15 protein-coding genes are annotated in these 19,658 nt (G+C 68.4%); 9 read left to right on the forward strand and 6 right to left on the reverse strand.

Annotated elements, in window-relative coordinates; all coding sequences use genetic code 11:
* Positions 1-2 precede the first annotated feature (2 nt).
* From Pka01_RS41315 to Pka01_RS23220, 3 genes are all read right to left on the reverse strand, one after another.
* Positions 3-128, reverse strand: a complete 126-nt coding sequence (locus tag Pka01_RS41315) for a hypothetical protein (RefSeq protein WP_275414495.1) — start codon at positions 126-128, stop codon at positions 3-5.
* A gap of 167 nt (positions 129-295) precedes the next feature.
* Entirely contained in the window at positions 296-1,855 is a 1,560-nt protein-coding gene (locus Pka01_RS23215; RefSeq protein WP_203884952.1) for an MBL fold metallo-hydrolase, read from the reverse strand.
* Positions 1,856-1,886: 31 nt separating this feature from the next.
* Positions 1,887-2,048 carry a hypothetical protein gene (locus Pka01_RS23220; protein WP_203884953.1) on the reverse strand — a complete coding sequence of 54 codons (162 nt, stop codon included), beginning with the start codon at positions 2,046-2,048 and terminating at the stop codon, positions 1,887-1,889.
* 389 nt (positions 2,049-2,437) lie between these two features.
* Here Pka01_RS23220 and Pka01_RS41320 point away from each other — a divergent pair, with 389 nt between their 5' ends.
* A complete protein-coding gene (locus Pka01_RS41320) occupies positions 2,438-5,305 on the forward strand; it encodes a helix-turn-helix transcriptional regulator (RefSeq protein ID WP_203884976.1) in 2,868 nt (955 codons plus the stop codon).
* 38 nt (positions 5,306-5,343) lie between these two features.
* Positions 5,344-6,849 carry an aldehyde dehydrogenase family protein gene (locus Pka01_RS23230; protein ID WP_203884954.1) on the forward strand — a complete coding sequence of 502 codons (1,506 nt, stop codon included), beginning with the start codon at positions 5,344-5,346 and terminating at the stop codon, positions 6,847-6,849.
* Here Pka01_RS23230 and Pka01_RS23235 read toward each other — a convergent pair whose 3' ends face one another.
* Together Pka01_RS23235 and Pka01_RS23240 are read right to left on the reverse strand one after the other, a co-directional pair.
* Complete coding sequence (locus tag Pka01_RS23235) at positions 6,850-9,789, reverse strand: AAA family ATPase (protein ID WP_203884955.1); 2,940 nt, start codon at positions 9,787-9,789, stop codon at positions 6,850-6,852.
* Positions 9,790-9,802: 13 nt separating this feature from the next.
* On the reverse strand, positions 9,803-10,471 hold the full coding sequence (locus tag Pka01_RS23240) for a hypothetical protein (RefSeq protein WP_203884956.1): 669 nt from the start codon (positions 10,469-10,471) through the stop codon (positions 9,803-9,805).
* Positions 10,472-10,713: 242 nt separating this feature from the next.
* On the opposite strand from Pka01_RS23240, the gene Pka01_RS23245 reads away from it, so the two are divergent.
* From Pka01_RS23245 to Pka01_RS23260, 4 genes are all read left to right on the forward strand, one after another.
* The gene (locus tag Pka01_RS23245; protein WP_203884957.1) at positions 10,714-11,715 is read left to right on the forward strand and encodes a pirin family protein; all 1,002 of its coding nucleotides are present in this window, start codon (positions 10,714-10,716) and stop codon (positions 11,713-11,715) included.
* A 222-nt stretch (positions 11,716-11,937) separates the two neighbouring features.
* Positions 11,938-12,261 carry a carboxymuconolactone decarboxylase family protein gene (locus Pka01_RS23250; RefSeq protein WP_203884958.1) on the forward strand — a complete coding sequence of 108 codons (324 nt, stop codon included), beginning with the start codon at positions 11,938-11,940 and terminating at the stop codon, positions 12,259-12,261.
* Positions 12,262-12,464: 203 nt separating this feature from the next.
* Entirely contained in the window at positions 12,465-13,634 is a 1,170-nt protein-coding gene (locus Pka01_RS23255) for a glycosyltransferase (RefSeq protein WP_239115226.1), read from the forward strand.
* On the forward strand, positions 13,631-14,572 hold the full coding sequence (locus tag Pka01_RS23260) for an MraY family glycosyltransferase (RefSeq protein WP_203884959.1): 942 nt from the start codon (positions 13,631-13,633) through the stop codon (positions 14,570-14,572). Before Pka01_RS23255 ends, Pka01_RS23260 begins: the two co-directional genes overlap by 4 nt.
* Positions 14,573-14,622: 50 nt before the next feature.
* Here the strand turns inward: Pka01_RS23260 and Pka01_RS23265 are convergent, their stop codons facing one another.
* Positions 14,623-15,882, reverse strand: coding sequence for a nucleotide sugar dehydrogenase (locus tag Pka01_RS23265; protein WP_203884960.1), 1,260 nt, complete (start codon positions 15,880-15,882; stop codon positions 14,623-14,625).
* Between the two features lie 234 nt (positions 15,883-16,116).
* Here Pka01_RS23265 and Pka01_RS23270 point away from each other — a divergent pair, with 234 nt between their 5' ends.
* The 3 genes from Pka01_RS23270 to Pka01_RS23280 all read left to right on the forward strand — a co-directional run.
* Positions 16,117-17,142: an ice-binding family protein gene (locus Pka01_RS23270; RefSeq protein ID WP_203884961.1), complete on the forward strand. Its 1,026-nt coding sequence runs from the start codon at positions 16,117-16,119 to the stop codon at positions 17,140-17,142.
* 621 nt (positions 17,143-17,763) lie between these two features.
* Complete coding sequence (locus Pka01_RS23275) at positions 17,764-18,045, forward strand: hypothetical protein (protein ID WP_203884962.1); 282 nt, start codon at positions 17,764-17,766, stop codon at positions 18,043-18,045.
* 488 nt (positions 18,046-18,533) lie between these two features.
* Positions 18,534-19,658: ice-binding family protein (locus Pka01_RS23280; RefSeq protein ID WP_203884963.1), on the forward strand; the 1,125-nt coding region annotated here is incomplete at its 3' end.

Consider the following 19,658-nt stretch of genomic DNA (forward strand, 5'->3'; position numbering starts at 1 on the left):
CCTCACCCGGCGGCGATCACTTCGATCTCCACCGGCCAAGTGGCACCCGCCGCGCCTGTGGGGTCCAGCCCCATCGTCCCGGAGACGAACAGCAGCCGCCGCGCGTTGCGGACCTCCATCGAGTGCACGTAGTCACGGGTAGGGGCGTACACCCCGGTACCGACGACCTCGGGCGTGTTCTCCAGCTGGCGGCTGGGTTGCCCGGGTCGATGCGCGCCGGGCCGTAACCCAGGAAGGGATATGGGCCGCACAACGCCAGGGACAGCCCACTTATCCCTTGAGTTCCTGGACGCGGTCAGTCCATCCGGCGCGTGGGCAGCGGGTCGCAGCGGGCGTTGAGACAGGCCCCGGTCTCCAGGTCGAACTCGAGGTTGTGACCCAGACAGCGCACCTTCCCGTCCTCGACGATGCCTCCGATGGTCAGGTCGGCTCCCGCATGCGGGCAGTAGCGCGCGATCTCATACCTCTGACCGCCGTCCTCCACGACGATGCGCTCGGACGCGTCCCGCCCGGTTTCGTACGCCTCCACGGCGTCGAGTGCCACGGCGTCGGCGAACTTGAGGAAGGTGATCAGATAGCTGTTGTGGACGTCGGGGTCACGATCGAGCTCAACCCGTAGCGAGAGGAAGAGGTCCTCCCAGCCCGCGCGCTCGGTCAGTACAGCATCCACCCATCGTCCCGCGACCTTGATCTGGTATTCCACCCGGGCTGACGGGTCGGCCTGGACCACATCGATCCCCTCGGGGGTGATGCGCACGTCCCAGAGTCCTCCGGCGTCGCCGGTGACCTCGAACCGCACGGTCATGTCAATGCGCGTCAGGAAATACGGGCTCAGCATGCCCAGTTTGGCGAAATAGGCGGCGAACCGCTCATACAGATCGCCCTCCGGCTCCGGGTGCTCGTCCTTGAAGTGGCGGACCTGTTCCGCGCGCTCCTCCGCGTACCGCGCCAGATAGTCCTCGCGGCCCGTCGAGTAATCGAACTTGGCCGAGATCGGATCGCGCGTCACGGCACAGGTGTCCAGGTCGAGGACGTCGCCCGGCCTGAAGTCCGCCCACCGCTGCCGTGGAAGGTGCTCGCTCAGCCATGCGACCGCCGCCTCGGCGTCGATGAAGGCTCCATCCTCTTGCCGAAGCACCCAGTTGTGCTGGAAGACCTCGGGATCGAGAAAACACGGCGGCCCGGCGAACGGAACCGCGAGCTCCGGGCCCGTCGCGCGCACGAGCCGCTGGACTCCGCGGAGCTTGGCGACGCGCTTCTCCATTGCTATCCGGCGGATCTCGTCCGGAGGGTAGGCGTAGCACATCGGGTGCCAGGACGCAGCCGCCGCCTGGAGCAGCATCAAATCGATGCGCCCGCCCACAAGATGCTTGGCTCGCCTCGCCTGTTCTGCGGTGAGCATGGCGTCGTTGCAGTTGAGCACCGCCCGCCCGGCCAGGGAGAACAGCAGTGCGGCGTCGTGGTAGCGCGGTGACGGCTCAGGAATCGCCATCACCCAGGCGCCGCTCTCTCCCAGCGGATACTTCTCCCACGGCTCCAGTTCCGTGATGGGGTTCGCGCAGACGCCCGATAGCAGATCGCGGAAGATCGGCGCCGGATACCTCGGGATCAGCACGCGGGTCCGGCGCGGCAGCCGCTCTATGACGTGCGGATCGAAGTGGTCCGCGTGCTCATGGGAGATCACCAGGTAGTCGACGTCGACCAGCCGCGTCAGGTCGAGATGATCGTTCCTCGGGTACGGGAACCATGACCCGAGAAAGGCTCCGGACGGCGAGAACCAGGGATCGACGAGAACCCTGAGACCTTCCGCTTCGAGCGCCATTCCCGCGTGTCCCAGAAAAGTGATGCCAGTCACTGCCGCACTCCTCGGATCGGGCACACTGGCATCACGCCGTCGCCGCCATCTTTCGCATCCACTCGCCGGCGACCTCGAGCCCGAGGCTCAGCGGTGTCGGCTCGACACCGGTGAACAGTTCGGCCGGCCGGTGCCCGCAGGCCCCCACCGTGCCCAAGGTCATCCGCATCGACTCGATCAGGCACGCCTCCACGACGTGTGCTCCCGTCCGGCGACACGATGAACCCCGCGCCACCGGTCACCAATACCGGCACGTTTCCCCCTGCTCACGGCGTAGCGTTGCGCCGCATCATCCTTGTCCAAGCACCGCCGACCACGACTCGATGGCCGCTTCGATTGGCGTACGCTGCCGGAATTCAGGACTGTCGTTTGCCGTAGTCCACGGGCCTGCTTGCGGAGAAACGCACAAAAGGCATCAATTACACAGAATTGATAAATTCAAACAGAAACTCCGACGTTCCCGACTCGGACTTCGAAGATCTTTTTGATGTCTGCCATCGCGGCACCCTTATCCCGGCAGCGGATCTGCAGGACGTCAGGCAGGCGGATTCCGTCGGAGCCACGTGACATACTCGCGACGTGATGGCGAGAACGGGGCGAACGGCTCTGATCGGGCGTTCCGCGGAACTCGACCAGTTGACGGGTGTGCTCGACGCCGCCGCCGACGGGCTCGCCGGGGTCGCGCTCGTGGGCGGCGACGCGGGGATCGGCAAGACACGGCTCATCGCCGAGCTGTGTGAACGCGCCCGCCAGCGTGGTTTCGTCTCGCTCGTCGGCCAGTGCGCGGAGCTCGGCGACGCGTTGCCGTACCTGCCGCTGGCGGACGCGCTCCGCGGTGCCGCGGCCGAGCCGGACGGCCCGGCCGCGCGGGCGATCAGGGCAAGGCCCGTCCTCGAGCGCCTCCTGCCGGGCGGCGACGCCGGCTCCGCCGACCTGACGACGGGCGCCCTGGCCCAGCAACGCCTGTTCGGCTCGGTGCTCGACCTGCTGGGCGAGGTCGCCGCCGAGCGGCCGGTCCTGTTCGTGTTCGAGGACCTGCACTGGGCCGACCGCTCCACCCGCGACCTGCTGGTCTTCCTCACCCGCATGCTGCAGCGCGAACGCGTCTGCCTGGTCGGGACCTACCGGAGCGACGACCTGCACCGGCGTCATCCGCTGCGCCCGGTGCTCGTCCAGCTCCAGCGCCTGCCGCTGGTCACGTCCGTCGAGCTGCGCCCGCTCGGGAACGACGCCATGGCCGAATACCTGCTCGCCCTCGACGAGACCGACGTCGGCGTGATCGGCGGCGTGGTGGAGCGGGCCGGCGGCAACCCCTTCTTCGCCGAGGAGCTGCTGGCCGCCTCGGCCGACCACACCAGCCTCCCCGGCACGCTGTCCGATCTCCTGCTGGCCCGCGTGGAGTCGCTGCCCGACACGGCGGGCCAGGTGCTCAGGGTCGCCGCCGTAGCGGGCCGCGGGGTCGGCCACGACCTGCTCCGCGACGCCACGGGCCTGGACGACCTGCCGCTCGAGGAGGCGTTGCGCGAGATCGTCTCCCGCGGGCTGCTGACGGCCAGCAGGGACGGCTACGCGTTCCGCCACGCCCTGCTCCAGGAGGCCGTGTACGACGATCTGCTCCCCGGTGAGCGGACCCGGCTGCACGCCACGTTCGCCGAGCTGCTGACCAGGCGAGGGGACTCGCCTGCCGAGCTGGCCCACCACCACCTGGCGAGCCACGACCTTCCCGGCGCCCTCAGGTCGTCGGTCGAGGCGGCCCGCCTGGCGGCCGAGCTGGGCGCTCCCGCCGAGGCGCACCGGCATTTCGAGCGGGCCCTCGAACTGTGGGACAAAGTGGCCGGCGCGGAGGACCTCGCCGGTGAGACGAGGTCCAGGCTCGCGCTGGACAGCGCCGCGGCCGCCGCCGCGAGCGGCGAGTACCGGAGGGCGATCTCCCAGCTCCAGCGGTTGCGCCGGCTGGCCGACGATCCGCTCCTCATCGCCGAGACCGACGAGCGGATCGCCTACTACCGCATCGACTCCGACGACGTGATGCCGGAGCTGGCGGAGACGGCCAGCGAGGCGGTGGAGCTGGCGCCGGAGAGCCCGCTGCTGGCCCGTGCCCTCGCCACCTACGCCCGTGTCCTGTGGCGGGCCTACCGGGTCGACGAGGCGATCGCCACCGCGACCCGGGCGCTGGAGGTCGCCCGGGGGACCTCGGCCCGCGACGCCGAGACGAGCGCGCTGGTCACCCTGGCCGTCATCGAGGAGACGACGGCGACGGCGGCGCGCGCGGCCGAACTGCTGGCCGACGCCACCCGGCAGACGTCCGGCGACCTGTCGATCGACCTGCGCGCGCGCTTCACCGAGGCGCGCGTGCAGTACGAGCAGGGCCGGCTCGACGTGGCGGCCGAGTCCGCGGCGCGCGGCGTGCGGCTGGCCCGCGAGAACGGCCTCATCTGGAGCAGTTACGGGACCGATCTGCGGTTCCTCCAGTACCTGGTGCACTTCGCCGACGGGAACTGGGACGCGGCCGAACGGCTGGCGGGCGACTTCGGCATCCGGGTGGGCACGAGGGCGGAGGCGGTCCTGTCGTCCTTCGCCCTTTTCGTCGAGGTCGCCAGGGGCCGGTCGGCGGCCGCCGAGCGGCTGAGGTGGCTCGCCGGCTTCTGGTCCGACGAGCTCGTCAGCTACATGAGCCGCTGCCTCGCGGCCGAACAGGCGCTGTGGCGGGGCGACCCGGAGGCCGCGCTCGAGCACGTCACCGCGATCCTGGACGTCATCGAGCCGTTCGACCCCGGGCTCATCCGGGTCGCGGCGACCGGCCTGTGGGCCCTCGCCGACCGGCGTGCGGACGCCGATCGCTCCTTGGCCGACGACCTGGTCGAGCGTGCCCGCTGGGCGGCCGCCAACAGCCCTTCCGGCCCCCGGGCCGAGATCGGCCCGGAAGGCCGCGCCTGGCTGGCGCGGGCGGAGGCCGAGTGGCACCGCGTCAGGGGCACGGCGGATCCGGCCGTCTGGCGCGGGGCCACCGAGGCGTTCGGATTCGGCTTCGTCTACGAGGAGGCCAGGTCCAGATGGCGGCTGGCCGAGGCCCTGCTCGAGGCGGGAGAGCGGGAGGCCGCGCAGGCCGAATGGTCCGCGGCGTCGGAGGTGGCCGACCGGCTGCGGGCCGAGCCGTTCCGGGGGGCCCTGGCCGAGCTGGGCCGCCGTGCCCGCTTCGCCGGCGTCGATCCTGAAGCGGAGGGTCCGCTGGCGACGCTGACCGGCCGGGAACGCGAGGTCCTCGCCCATGTCTCGGCAGGGCTGGCGAACAGGGAGATCGGTGAAATCCTGTTCATCTCGCAGAAGACGGTCAGCGTGCACGTGTCCAACATCCTCGCCAAGCTCGGCGTGACCAGCCGGACGCAGGCCGCCGCGGTCGCCCACCGTGCCGGGATGGCCAACGACGCGGGCGCCGGAAATACTGTGTAACCAGGACTCCAGGCAGGAAATCATTCCGGAGGTCAACGGTGACTCTGCAGATCGTTTCCGTCATCGGCGGCAAGGACGGCCCGGCGGGCACGCCGTACGCGTCGGTCAACCCGGCACGGCCGGCGGAGACGGTCGCGACCGTCCAGCTGGCCGGCGCGGACGGGTTCGCCGACGCCTGCCGTACGGCCGCCGCGGCTCAGCGGGAGTGGGCCGCCGTCCCCGCGCCCGTCCGCGGCCGGGTGATCGCGTCGATCGGGCGGCTCGTCGAGGCCAACACCGAGACGCTCGCGCGGCTGGTCACCCAGGAGATCGGCAAGCCGTACGCCGAGGCGCTGGGCGAGGTCCGCGAGATCGTCGACACCTGCGACTTCTTCCTCGGAGAGGGCCGCCGCCTCTACGGCCAGACGGTCCCGTCGGAGATGCCGGACAAGAGCCTGTTCACCTTCCGCGTGCCCGTCGGCGTCGCCGCGGTCATCACTGCGGGGAACTTCCCTGTGGCCGTCCCGTCGTGGTACCTCGTTCCGGCCCTGCTGTGCGGCAACGCCGTGGTCTGGAAGCCCGCCGAGTACGCCGCGGCCTCCGCGCACGCCCTCTACCGGCTCTTCACCGCGGCGGGCCTGCCCGACGGCGTGCTCAACATCGTCTTCGCCGACGGGGCCGGCACCTACGAGGGACTCGACAGGGCGCTCGGCGAGGGCACCGTCAACAAGGTGGGATTCACGGGGTCGACCGCCGTCGGACGGGCCGTCGGCGAGCTGTGCGGCCGCCACCTCCAGTCCCCCTGCCTCGAACTGGGCGGCAAGAACCCCATGGTCGTCATGCCCGACGCCGACCTCGACCTCGCCGTCGAGGGCGCCCTGTTCGCCGGGTTCGGCACGGCGGGCCAGCGGTGCACGTCCCTCGGCACGGTGATCGCCCACGAGGACGTCCATGCCGAGTTCGTGGCCCGGTTCGCCGCCGCCGTGCGGTCCGCGAAGATCGGCGACCCCAACGGCGACGTGCTGTACGGCCCGATGCTCGACCACAAGTTCGCGGAGCGGTACGAGGAGTACCTGACCTGGATCCAGCCGCACCACACCGTGCTGCCCGGCCCGACGGGCCGGATGGAGGGTGAGGGCCTCTTCTACCACCCGGTGATCGTCGACGGCGTCCGCGCCGACGACCGGCTCTTCCTTGAGGAGACGTTCGGCCCGATCGTGGGCGTGACGACCTTCTCCACGATGGACGAGGCGATCGAGCTGGCCAACAGGCCCGGCTACGGGTTGTCGTCGTCGATCTACACGACCGACCCGCAGGCGGTCTTCCGCTTCCGGTCCGGCGTCTCGGCGGGCATGGTCAGCGTGAACAACTCGACGTCGGGCGCGGAGGCCCACCTGCCGTTCGGCGGAAACGGCAAGTCGGGCAACGGCAGCCGGCAGAGCGGCATGTGGGTGCTCGACCAGTTCACCCGGTGGCAATCGATGAACTGGGACTACTCGGGCCGGCTGCAGAAGGCCCAGATGGACGTGACCGAGATCACGCCCGATCTGGGCTTCCGCCTCTGATCAACCGTTGTCGGGGCCTCGGCGGCCGTCGTAGCCGAGCAGCCGCATCGCCACCTCGGGATCCATGGCCGCGGCGAGCAGCTGGGCACGCTCGGCCGCGAGGTCCCGCGCCTGCTCCGCCCGTCTGCGTTCCGCCTTGTGCCGGTGGATCGCCGCGGCCGCGACGGCGATGCCGACGATCAGCGCGACGACGGCGGCGACGAGCACCAGCACCGTGGTCCTGGACAGCGTTCCTGGGGCGGCGACCGTCTGCGGCTGCCCGCCGCCGAGCAACGCCACCCCGGCCAGGACGATGAGCACCAGGACCACGAGCCCGCCCACGAAAGCCCACAGCACTCCGGACGACTTCTCCCGGGCGGCGGGCGCGGCGGGCGGCGGCATGGCGGGACCGGCCGGAGACGGCCCGCCGTTCCAGGGGGCGAAGTCCGGCTGGATCACGAACCCCGTGGAGCCGGCGTTCGGCGGGGCGAACACCGCGGGCTGCGCGCCGCTCACCGGCGCCACCGCGGTCGACGTGGTCACCGCGGCCGGCTCCAGCGCCAGGACCCGGCTTCCCGCCGTGACCGGCAGTTCGACCTCGACATGGCTGTGGGTGCGGTGGGCCTCCGCGGCGGCGACGTGGTAGGCCTCGATCTCGTCGTAGAACGAGTCGGAGCCGTACACGCTGCCGTCGATGAGCGGGCCGCGCGTGCCCTCGATGACCGCGACGACGTCCTCGCCGTCGAGCGTCTTGTGCGTCTCCAGGGCGTGGGCGACGGACAGCACCGCGCGCCGGTTCTCCCGCAACAGCGCCTCGGTCCTGGCCAGGAGCCGGACGAGGTTGTGCTCGATGCGCTCGCCCAGCATGTCCGGCACCATGTCCTCGCGCCGCGAGGACGGCTCGTTCCCGGAGCCCGCCCCGCCCTCTCCGGTCTTGGGCTTCTGCACCGGCTTGCCCGCCATGATCTGGAGCTCCTGCAGCGCGGGCAGCGACGAGACTCCGACGCCCATGCCCCAGTAGGACTCCATGAGCCCGGTGACGTAGGTCGCGGAGGTCAGGTCGCCGGAGACGCCCGAGGAGTTGTCGTCGGAGAAGAACATGCGCTCACCGGCGAGGGACGCCAGGGAGACCATGACGTCCGCCTCGTACTCCGAGCGCCACCCCGTGAACTGGTCCTCCGGCTTGATGCTGGAGACCATGCCCAGGTAGTCGGCGCCCTTCTCGATGGTGGCGAGGTCGATCTCGAGGTGGTGCCGCGTCCGGTAGGCCACCACCGCGTGGCACGCCTCGTGGACCGCCACCGCGTGCCGTTCGCGCTCGATGTACTCGACGTTCTCGGGCGGGCCGAGCTGCTTGAGCCGCTTGGCGCGCACGACGTCCGACCACTGGATGACCTCGCGGCCGTCCCGGATCGCGTTGATCAGGGACTCGTTGACCAGGTCCTTGATCGTCGCGCCCGTGGCGTACGGCGTGATGGTGGCCAGCTTGTCGATCTGGGCCTCGGTGAGCTCGTGCTGGACCTTGTCGAAGTATCCCTCGTAGGTGCGGATGCGCCCGGCCTTCGACGGATAGCCCACCTTGTAGATGCGGTCGATGCGGCCGGGCCGCAGCAGCGCCTCGTCGAGGGCGTTGGGCATGTTGGTGGCCATCATGACGAGGATCCGGTACTTGGGCGGCGGCTTGGGACGCATGCCCAGCAGCCTCCGGACGTGCCGGTTGACGATTCCCCGCGGCTTCTTCAGACCGGACAGCTCGGTCAGCAGCGCCTGGAGGGTCCCCGGGTCGCCTCCCCCGCCGCCCATCATGTTCCCGCCCATGAAGAACCGGCTGCGCGCGGCCGGCCGCCCTTCGTCCTGCAGTCCGTTCATCGACTGCCGCGCGATCATCGAGCGGACGTCCTCCGACAGGTAGGAGAAGCCGTGGCAGCCGGCGTGCGCGGCGCCCGCGGTGAACCGGCCCTGTCCCTGGGGGCCCTGCTGGGCGAGACTGCCGCGCCGACCGAGGGAGTCGGCCTCGTCGAAGAAGACGATGACCCCGCCGTACCGCAGGGCGAGCTTGCGCAGCTTCCTGAACAGCGACTTCACCTTCAGGATGCCGATGCCCATGAACATGTTGACGAACGCGCCCGGGTCGACGAAGACGTACGGCTTGCCGGTCTCGCCCGCCACGGCCTCGGCCATGAGGGTCTTGCCGGTTCCCGGCGGCCCCCACAGGAGCAGGCCGCTCGGCACGTAGCCGCCCTTCTCCTCGATGGCGTCCGGCCGCTCCAGGAAGACGATGTTCTCCTTGACCCGCTCGACGACGTGGTCCTGGCCCCAGACGTCGGTGAACCGGGTCTTGATGTCGTCGGGGAAGTAGGTCTCGACGCCGCCGCGCGACAACAGCCAGAACAGGCCGATGAACTGGAAGGCGATGAAGAAGAACGCGAAGGCCAGTTGCGCGGCGTACGGCAGGGCCTGCCAGAGCAGCTGCGGCGCCTTGAACAGCGCCAGCACGGGCGAGGTGTCGAGGACGGCCGCGAGGATCAGCGCGAGGACCGCGATCCAGAACAGCCACTTGAGCAGCCGCGCCATGCGGAAGCGGTTCCAGTCGCTGAAGCGCCTCTTGCTCCAGCGGTCGGAGCCGCCGAAGACCTTGTGGGTCCAGAACCGGTGATAACCGGCCGACCGTTCGCTGATCAGGAAGTGCGTCTGGCGGACGACCTCGAGCCCCATCAGGACGAAGATCCACGGCCTCTCCCTGGCCGTCACCACCAGGGCGTCGGAGAACGACATGATGCCCTCGAAGGACACCACGTTGTACCAGACGAGGACCAGGTAGATGATCGCGAAGATCATCAGGAACTTGGCCCGGTCCCACAGGGAGATCTTCTTACGGGTCTTGGGGTCCCTGTCGTCGGGTCCCGAGCCGGGCGGGCGCAGCCCCTCCGGGTGGACGTGCGGCGGTGGCGCCGTGTTCATATGAGGGGCTCCTTCATTGGTTGAGAAGTCGCGTGACCTTGAAGGACTGGACGATCTGACCGATCTCCTCGGCCCGCTGCTGATAGCACGCCGCAGAACAGCGGATCAGCAGAGTCGAGATGCGTGAGCCGTCAGCCGACAGGTACGACGTCTCATCGAAGGTCTGGACCCCGTTGGCCAGGCGGAAGTTGAAGACGCTCCGCACCCCCCGGACACCGTCCTGGGGAGGCAGCACCTGGTCGTCCAGGAGCTCGAAGTTCTTGAACGGGTACTCCGCCGACGTCTCCATCTGCTTGCGGGTGTCGTCCGGCACCGCGACCGGCAGCCCGATGGCGTTGCGCAGGGAGTCGAGCGAGGCCTGGTTCCGCTGGGCCTCGGTGAGCGTCTGGACCTTCGCCATCACGAAGGGCCGGTCGTCGGCGCCGCTGGTGCCGATCAGGAGGTGATCGGCGGAGGGCTCGGCCTGCGCGTCGTAGGCGACGCTCCAGGTGAGCTGCTTTTGAACCTGCGCCGTGGCCGACTGAGGGTCGCCGAACAGCTGCCCCTCGAGGGCCGTCTGATCCACTTTCTTCCACGACGAAGGGACCTTGAAGTAGGTGCCCCCGTCAGCGTCTCGTACGTACGTGTACTCGGGTCCGGCACAGCCGGACAACAACAACAAAGCGGCCGCAGCCGCAGTCATGACCCCCGATATCGCCCGCGCTCTATCCACCTGGGCCCAACCTCCGCTTTGCGGGTGTACGAGGTACTACTGCCCGTTTTCTCAGTATCACTCTCAGGCCACATCTCGGACAGACTGGAAAACTTGACCAAATCTTGGCCCGATGTTGGCTGCACTTGTGACACCTGGAGGGGAACCCTTGGCCTGGAATAGTTGATTTATCAATAGTTGTTGTGCGGAACGTACTCGACAGAGGAGACCCCATGCCAGCCATCACCGCAGACACGCTCACGTTGCCCCGCCTCCCCCGGCTGCCCGAGGCGGCCACCGCGTGGCGTCCCGTCTCACGCGTCGTCACCGCGCAGCGCTTCCTCGAGGGAGAGGGCTTCGCCGTGCGGCGCCCGTTCCCCGGCGTGGACCTGTCGCTCGCCGATCCCTTCCTGCTTCTCGACCACATGGGCGCCGTGGAGTACGCACCCGGCGAGGCGAAGGGCACTCCCTGGCACCCGCACCGCGGCTTCGAGACGGTGACGTACATCATGGACGGGGCCTTCCAGCATCGGGACACGAACGGGGGCGGCGGGCTCATCTCCGATGGCGATACCCAGTGGATGACCGCCGGAAGCGGCCTCCAGCACATCGAGCAGCCTCCGCCGGAACTCGTCGCCAAGGGCGGCCTGTTCCACGGGGTGCAGCTGTGGGTCAACCTGCCCCGCGCCCAGAAGTGGGTGCCGCCCCGCTACCAGGACATCCGCGGCGGCGACGTGAAGCTGCTCGCCAGCGATGACGGCTCCTCGCTCGTCCGGGTCATCGCGGGCTCGCTCGCCGGCCACGAGGGCCCGGGGATGACCTACACACCGATCACGTACGTCCACGCGACGGTGGCGCCCGGCGCGCGGCTGGCCCTCCCGTGGCCCGCCGAGTTCAACGCCATGGTCTACGTCCTGAGCGGCGAGGGGCACATCGGCCCGGACGACCGTCCGCTCAACGAGGGCCAGCTCGGCGTGTTCGGCGGCTACAAGAGCACCGCGGGCGCGCTGAGCATGCGCGCGGCCGACAAGCAGCCGCTCGCCTCACGCCAGGGCTGGGAGATCCTCGTGCTCGGCGGCCTGCCGATCCACGAGCCGGTCGCCCGCTACGGACCGTTCGTGATGAACACCCGCGAAGAGATCGTCAAGGCCTTCGAGGACTTCCAGGCGGGCCGGATGGGCGTGGTCCCGGCGGAGCACGTCCCGCACCGGTCCACCGTCGACGAGTCCCTGTAGGCCGGAACGTAGGCCGGGAACGTAGGCCGGGAACGTAGGCCGGGAACGTAGGCCGGCACGTAAGACGGCAACGTCCGCCAGAACGGTGCAACGTCCATGCAACCGTCGTCTTGCGACAATGCGCTCGCACAGGGCCACCCGGTCATGTAACGCCTGCTCCCCCCGAACGCGACATATTCGTTGCATGTCTCGAAATTTGGGCCGACGGACGTGGAGTGCCGCATGAGCGACAGCATCGATGACCTCGACCGCCGGGCCAGGAGCCTGGAATTCGGGATGGCGGTCGAGCACACGTTCGCGGAGGTGTGGTCGGGAGACACGCTGACCATCAGGGATCGGCGTCTCCTCCTCCTGGGCCTGCTCGTGGCGCAGGGGCTGGACGACATGATCGCGCCGCAGCTGGACGCGGCTCTGCGCACCGGGGAGCTGACGCCGAGCGAACTGCGCGAGATCGTCGTCTTCCTGACCCACTACGCGGGATGGCCTCGCGGGACGCGGCTGAACGCCCAGGTCGAGGACCTGATCACCCGCTTCATGAATGGCTAGTGACCTGCCGTTCATGCCCACCGAGGTCATCACCGGCCCCGTTCGCGGAGGTACTGTGCGAGGCCGGCGCTGTGCGAGGTGTCGATATAGAGAGAGGCGGAACGTGCTGTACGTCCTCCGGGGCGCCAAGTAACGGGAAAACATCTCCCCACCACCGTGACGGTGTCCGCGAACGAATCAGACGGGAAGCTAGCTTCTCGGAGGTGAACAGTCGGATTCGCGTCATGGAGATCATCGCCACGATGAACGTCGGCGGACCCGCCACCCAGGTGTCGGGGCTGTGTGAGCGGCTCAATCCGGAGGAGTTCGACCACCGTCTCTACACCGGTTACGTCGACGGAGGCGAGGGTGACCACCTGCAGTTGCGCGGGATGACGGTGCCGGTGCACCGCATTCCCAACCTCGGCCGGTTCGTCCGGCCGATCGACGACTCTCGCGCCCTGCTCCGGCTGATCAGCGCCATGCGCGCGTTCCGTCCGCACATCGTCCACACCAGGACGACCAAGGCCGGTGCCCTTGGGCGGGTGGCGGCTCGCCTCTCCGGCATAGGCGCCGCCCGGGTCCACGTGTTCCATGGCCATTTCCTCCACCCGCACTGTCCCCGCCTCAAGCGATCGGTCTACAGGCGTTCCGAGCGGCTTCTCGCACCCATGTCCGATCGCCTCGTCGCGGTCGGGACCCAGGTACGAGACGACCTCCTGGAGGCCGGGATCGGCTATCCCGAGCAGTATGTCGTGATCCCGCCTGGCGTCCGGCTCGGGCCGATGCCTGACCGTCTGGCCGCCCGCGCGGCTCTCGGTCTCCCGGCCGGCGCGCCGGTGGTGGCCTACGTGGGCCGGCTTGCCAAATCGAAGCGGCCCGACCGGTTCGCCGAGGTGGCGGGCGCCGTCCTGCAGCAGGTGCCCGACTGTCGCTTCGTCGTCTGCGGGAGCGGCGAGCTGAAGGAGAAGGTGGAGCGGATCATCCACCCGATGTGGGACTCCTTCCGCCTCCTCGGATGGCGGAGGGACGTCGAGCTCGTTTACGCGGCAGCCGACGTTGTGATGCTTACCTCCGATCATGAGGGCACCCCGGTGACTCTGGTCGAAGCGGGAATGGCCGGCCTCCCGGTGGTGGCCACGCACGTCGGCAGCGTCCCCGAGATCGTCCGGGACGGCTCCACCGGCCTGCTGTCGGGCCCCGACGTCTGGGAGCTCGCCTCCCATACGGTCAGGCTGCTGTCCGATCCCGCCCTCGCCCGTCGCATGGGAGAGTCGGCCCGCGCGTGGACCACCCGGTCATTCGGCGTCGACCGCCTGGTCGCGGACACCGAGTCCCTCTACCGGTCGTTGCGCGGTACATCCAGGGCGTGGGCCGACGGGGGCAGCCGATGAGGGTTGCGGAGGCCGTGCCGTTCACGCGGTTCGACCCGCGGTGGGGAGGGATCGCGATCACCTTGGGCACGGCCATCCCGTCGGCCGCCGTGCTCGGCTTCGCCGATCTGCGGATCACCGCGATCATTCTGGCCGCGACCGCGGTCGCCGCGCTGGGGCTGATCGGCGACATGACGCCGCTCCCTGTGCTCGCCCGCCTGACCGTGCAGTCCGTGGCCGCGGGCGGCGTCGTGCTCTGCGGAGTCCAGATCACCCTCACAGGGCAGTGGCCCGACGGCCCCGTGACGGTGATGTGGATCGTGGGCGTCGCCAACTGCTTCAGCTTGCTGAACTCCACGGACAGGCTGCTTCCGGCGGTGACCACGATCACCGCCGTCTTCCTGGCCGGCACCGCCCTCATCCTCGAGGAACCAGCCATCGCGGTGCTCCTCGCCGCAATGGCCTGCGCGTCATTGGGGCTGCTCGGAGTCAGGACACCCATGGGCGGATCGAGGTCGCTGTTCATTGGGTTCGTCCTGACCTGCTCGGCGGTCCTGTTGATCGCGGGACGTGGTCAGGACACGATCGCCGCCGGGCTCGTCCTTCCGGCACTCGTGGCCATCGCCGACACCGGCTTCGCCTTCGCCGGCACCGGCCAGATCACCGACCGCCTCCACCGGGGCGGGCTCGCCCCTCAGGTGGTCGTCGGCACGTACGGGGCCGCGGCCGCGGCCACCGGGCTGCTCTGCCTGATCGTCGCCATGGGTCTGCTCGCCCCGCTGACGGCCGCTGCGGCCGGGACCGCGCTCGTGGCCGTCGGCGCGTTCCTGTGCCGCCCCCGGCGGGCCGTCCCCGCCGGGCGCCCGGCGACGGAGCAGATGTCTCGGCTGATCTACGCCGGGGCTGTGCCGCAACAGGCAAGAGACCCCCGCCGTTGGGACGGCGAGGGCCTCTGCTGAGGTGCTCTACTGGCCGACGTCGGCCTCCTCCGGCCCGAGGCGGCGCTGCCTCACAACGTTTCCACGTTGGGGCCGTGGCAGCGGTTGCGGGTGTCGAAGACGAACATGCTTCCCCGCTGCACCAGGTCGTAGTCGATGTGGTCGTGGTCGGTCAGCACGACGACGGCGTCCGCCTGGGCGAGTTCCTCGCCCGTCGGCTCGACCAACTCGATCCCGGCCGGCAGCAGGAAGTCGTCGACGAGAGAGTCGGCGGCACGGACGTCCGCGCCGAGCTTGCGCAGGGCCTTGGCCACCTCGATTGCCGGAGACTCGCGGCAGTCTCCGGTGTTCTTCTTGTAGGACAGGCCAAGAAGGAGGATCCGGCTGCCCTTGACCGGCTTGTACCTCTGGTTCAGCGCCAGGCTGATCCGACTGACGACATGATCCGGCATGTGGTCGTTGATGTCGTTCGCGAGTTCGACGAACCGGAAGTTGTGCCCGAGGCTGCGCTTGACCTTCCACGACAGATACGACGGGTCGATCGGCAGACAGTGTCCCCCGACCCCGGGGCCCGGTGTGAAGCGCATGTAGCCGAACGGCTTGGTCGAGGCGGCGTCGACGGCCTCCCACACGTCGATCCCGAGCTGATGCGCGAAGATCGACAACTCGTTCACCAAGGCGACGTTGACGTGCCTGAACGTGTTCTCGAGGAGCTTGCTCAGCTCGGCGACCTGCACGGAGGAAACGGGGACGACCTCGTCCACGATCCGGCTGTAGAACGCCTTCACCTTCTCCAGCGAAGCCGCGTCGATGCCCGACACGACCTTCGGCGTGTTGTCCAGACGCCACCGGGCATTCCCCGGGTCGATCCGTTCCGGGCTGTAGCCCAGGAAGAAGTCCTCTGGTGTCCGTAGTCCGGACCCGTCCTCGAGCAGCGGCCGAAGGTACTCCTCGGTAGTGCCCGGATAGGTCGTGGACTCCAGGATCACCGTCGCCCCGCGTCGCAGCGCCGGCGCGATGGCCTCAGCCGCAGAGCCGACGTGGCAGAGGTCGGGCACACCCTCACGAAGGGGCGTCGGCACTGTTATCACGCAGACGTCGAAGCGCTCGGCGTCGGTGTAGTCGGTGCTCGCGAAATAACGGCCGGACTTGTGGGCGGCGGCCAACTCGCCCTCGCCGACGTCCTCGACATAGGACTCCCCGACGCTTAGCCGCTTGACTCGCCATTCATCCACGTCGATTCCCACGACGTCGAAGCCGGCCTCGACCGCTCGCATCGCCAGGGGAAGGCCCACATAGCCCTGTCCGATGACGACTAGTTTTTCTCCCATGTCACAACCTGTCGCTTGCGAGAAGAGGTATGACTCGACTGTAGGAGCCGGACGAGCCCCCATCCTCGATTCACCGTCGTGGGCGTGTCGTATCGCCTGCCTTCGCCCGAGGGGGGAGATATTGATGTCAACCATCGAATAGCGAATGGAGCCCACAATGAATTACCGGACAAAATAATGCACGCCAGTTATCCTCGCGCCACGCGCCGTGTCGGAACAGGTCGTTACCGGCTGATGGCGGCGCTCGCACCGGTCCTCATAATGGCCGCTCCAGGCGTCACACCACACGCCGCCCGCGCGGCGGTGCCGCGTGTAGAGCTTCGCGAAGCCGAAGAATGTGCCGTCATGGCGGGAGCCGGGGTGTCCAATACGGATATCACCACAATCAGCGGGGACATGGCCGTCAGCCCGGGGACCGCCGTTTCCGGCTTTCCGCCGGGGCAAGTTCGAGGCTCCGTCGAAGTGGACAACGCCGAGGCGAGGCGGGAGAAGGCCGATGCGGTCGCGGCCTACAACGACGCGGCAAGGCGCACGGCCACCTCCACCATTCCGGCGCAGCTTGGGCGCACCACCAGGCCATCCGGCGTGTACAAGACCGCGGGAGGAGTCTTTCAGCTGAGCGGGACGCTCATCCTCGACGCCGAAGGCGACCCCGACGCCGTTTTCATCTTCCAGGCCGCGTCTTTGGTCACGGCGAACGTGAGCAACATCGACCTCGTCGGCGGAGCCCAGGCGAACAACGTGATCTGGCAGCTCAGCGACTCCGCCACGCTGGGGACGTACTCCACCTTCCGCGGCAACATCCTTGCGCAGAGCTCGGTTGCGGTGAGCGAGGGCGTGGCTCTGTACGGCCGCGCCATCGCTCTCAATGACATGGTCACCCTCGACGGCACTTCGCAGCATCCGGCCACTCGCATCACCGCACCCGGAGAACCGCCGACCACCACCACTGTGACCTCGTCATCGAACCCCTCTCGCAGAGGGGAACCCGTCACCTTCACGGCCACGGTGCGCGAGCCGACCGACTCGGTCGTGCCCGCCGGCCAGGTGATCTTCAAGGACGGCTCCACCGTAATCGGCTCCGCGTACAACAGCAGCTTGGCTCCCGCGACGTTCACGACCTCAGACCTCACCAGGGGCGCCCACGACATCACCGCGGTTTATCTGAACGGCGGCACGGCAGTGAATGAGGCCTGGGTGTACTTCACGCCGAGCACATCCGAAGTGCTCACCCAGGTCGTCCTCAACAGGAGGTCGTAAAGTAAACTCCTGTTCACATTTGTTAACCCGAGCTGGAACTCCGGAAAGGCATCACCATATCGCGGAAGGGTATCTCCCGACCGCACCGTCAATTGCGGTGAATCAAAAAGTCCAATTATCGCCGCAAAGGGGAACAAGTTGATTCCTCGGAGAACTTCCAGCTTGGCCGCGGTCTTGACAGTGGCCTTCGGAGCGATCGCGTTGTCCGATCCCGAAGTGGTGAGCGCGGCCTCCCACGCGCGAGAACCCCTCCGAACCGAACGCCAGTCGAGCGGGGACGGGCCGCCCGCCCGCTTCCACAGGCACTGCCACGGACACTGCCACGGGCGTCACCGCTGCCGGAATCACTGCAGGCGAGGCCCTCGTGGGCCAAGAGGTCTCCAGGGGAATGAAGGGCCTCAAGGGCCGAGAGGTCTTCCCGGTCACGACGTTCTTCCTGTTCGTGACTTTCTTCACGGACTTGCCGGGCCCGCCGGACGGCCTGGCCCGCCTGGCCCCCCGGGACCGACCGGACCCATCGGACCGACCGGACCCACCGGCTCGGCCGGACCGGCCGGCTCGACTTCGAGCGTCGCCTCCGTACTTGTCGGGCTATTGTTCGAACCGTACGACACGAATTTCATGGCGTACGTCTCCGACGGCACGACATGGATCCGCGATCCCCGGACGGCTGAGCCGTGGCACAGCCTCACCTCGGTGAAAAATTATCCCGCCGGCGTGATCGGCGTCTCGTTGACGGAGGCCGCCGCGCCCTTCAACACCCTGCTGGTCACTGTGCTGACTTCGACCGGTACTCTCGCGCAGTCCGCGTGCACCCTCACCGCCCCTCCCCCGCCTCCCGGATCGGCATGGGGACCGGCCTACTGCGGCGCGTTCACCACCATCACGCCTCCAGCCTCATGATTCACGCGCTCGACGATCATTGAGACCTGCTGTCACCGGTTATGACCTGAGACCTGGACGCCATCGTCCGCGGGCTCGCCCCCGCCCGCGGACTCCGCTGCGGAACGTTGGCGGCCTGCCGTCGATTGAAGATCATTCAACGTCACCACCGTATTGCGGACCATATTGCTCATCACGCAGCACAATTCGGGCGAAATAAAGCAAAGCTACTTATATTCAAACGACGAAATGGAGCCATAGAGACTCTCGCGCAAGGGTGGCGATCAAGGGAAGCGCATGAGTAAAGTGAAGTAAATCCCGCGCAAATGAGGTTCCCCATGGAAGAGCCCGCCCCCTCATTCACCACCAGCCCTTCCAGCAAGCACGACAAAAGCGACCGAACAGCCAAACACACTGCCAGATATCAGACCAACTCCGGGCGCTTTCGAATTCGCGGCCGAATTATCGGCCGCCGTTATGCCGCCGCGGTTCTTGCAGCGTTTCTCACGATGACCGCCGTCGTCGCCCCGGCACCGGGCGCGGCCGCGGCGCCGAATCCCGTAAGCCTCGGCGAGGTCGCGGCCTTCGGCGTCTTCGCGGGGACCGCGGTGTCCAACACCGACCTCACCGCGATCACGGGAGATCTCGGAGTGAGCCCCGGGGACTCCGTCACCGGCTTCCCTCCCGGTACGGTTAGCGGGTCGATCCACGCCGGCGACTCGGCTGCGGCGTCGGCCAGAGCCGACCTGGTCGCCGCCTACAACGACGTCGCCTCACGAACGCCGGCGACGAGCGTGCCCAGCGAGCTCGGCGGCACGACCAAGGCTCCAGGTGTCTACAGCCCGCCCGGAGGCACTTTCCAGATAACCGGCACGCTGACGCTGGATGCCCAGGCCGACCCGGATGCCGTCTTCATCTTCCGGGCCACCACCCTCTCAACCGCCAACGTCAGCAACATCAACCTCGTCGGCGGCGCCCAGGCGGACAACGTCTTCTGGCAGCTCACCGGCTCGGCGACGTTGGGGACCAACTGCACGTTCCGAGGGAACGTGCTGGCCTCGAACTCGGTCACCGTCGGCACAGGCGCGGCCGTCTTCGGTCGTGTCTTCGCCATCAACGGCATCGCCGTCCTCCAGGGCACCGCCAACCCGCCGAGGACCCGCATCACGGTCCCGAACGACCCGCCGACCACGACGACGTTGACGACTTCTCCCAATCCTTCGCGGACGGGTCAGTCCGTCACCTTGACCGCCACAGTCAGCCCGGTCTCAGGGTCGATCGTGCCTCAGGGACAGGTCGCTTTCAAAGACGGCGCCACCGTCCTCGGCACTGACAACCACAACAGCCTTGGCCCGGCGACGATCACGATCTCCACCCTGACGGCGGGCGAGCACTCCCTGACCGCCGTTTATCTCGGGGGCGACACCCCCGACAACGAAGCCATCATCCATTTCGCCCCGAGCACGTCACCGGTAGTGACGCAGACAGTGACGAGCAGTCTCTGGAGCGCTGCGGCTACGCCGGAGGACGCCGACTACCCCGACGCACAGGCCGTCACCGTCGGCGTGAAATTCCAAGCGGCCACGAGCGGGACCATCCGAGGCATCCGCTTCTACAAGAGCCCGCAAAACTCC

It is taken from the genome of Planotetraspora kaengkrachanensis, from assembly GCF_016862895.1.
Taxonomy (GTDB): domain Bacteria; phylum Actinomycetota; class Actinomycetes; order Streptosporangiales; family Streptosporangiaceae; genus Planotetraspora; species Planotetraspora kaengkrachanensis.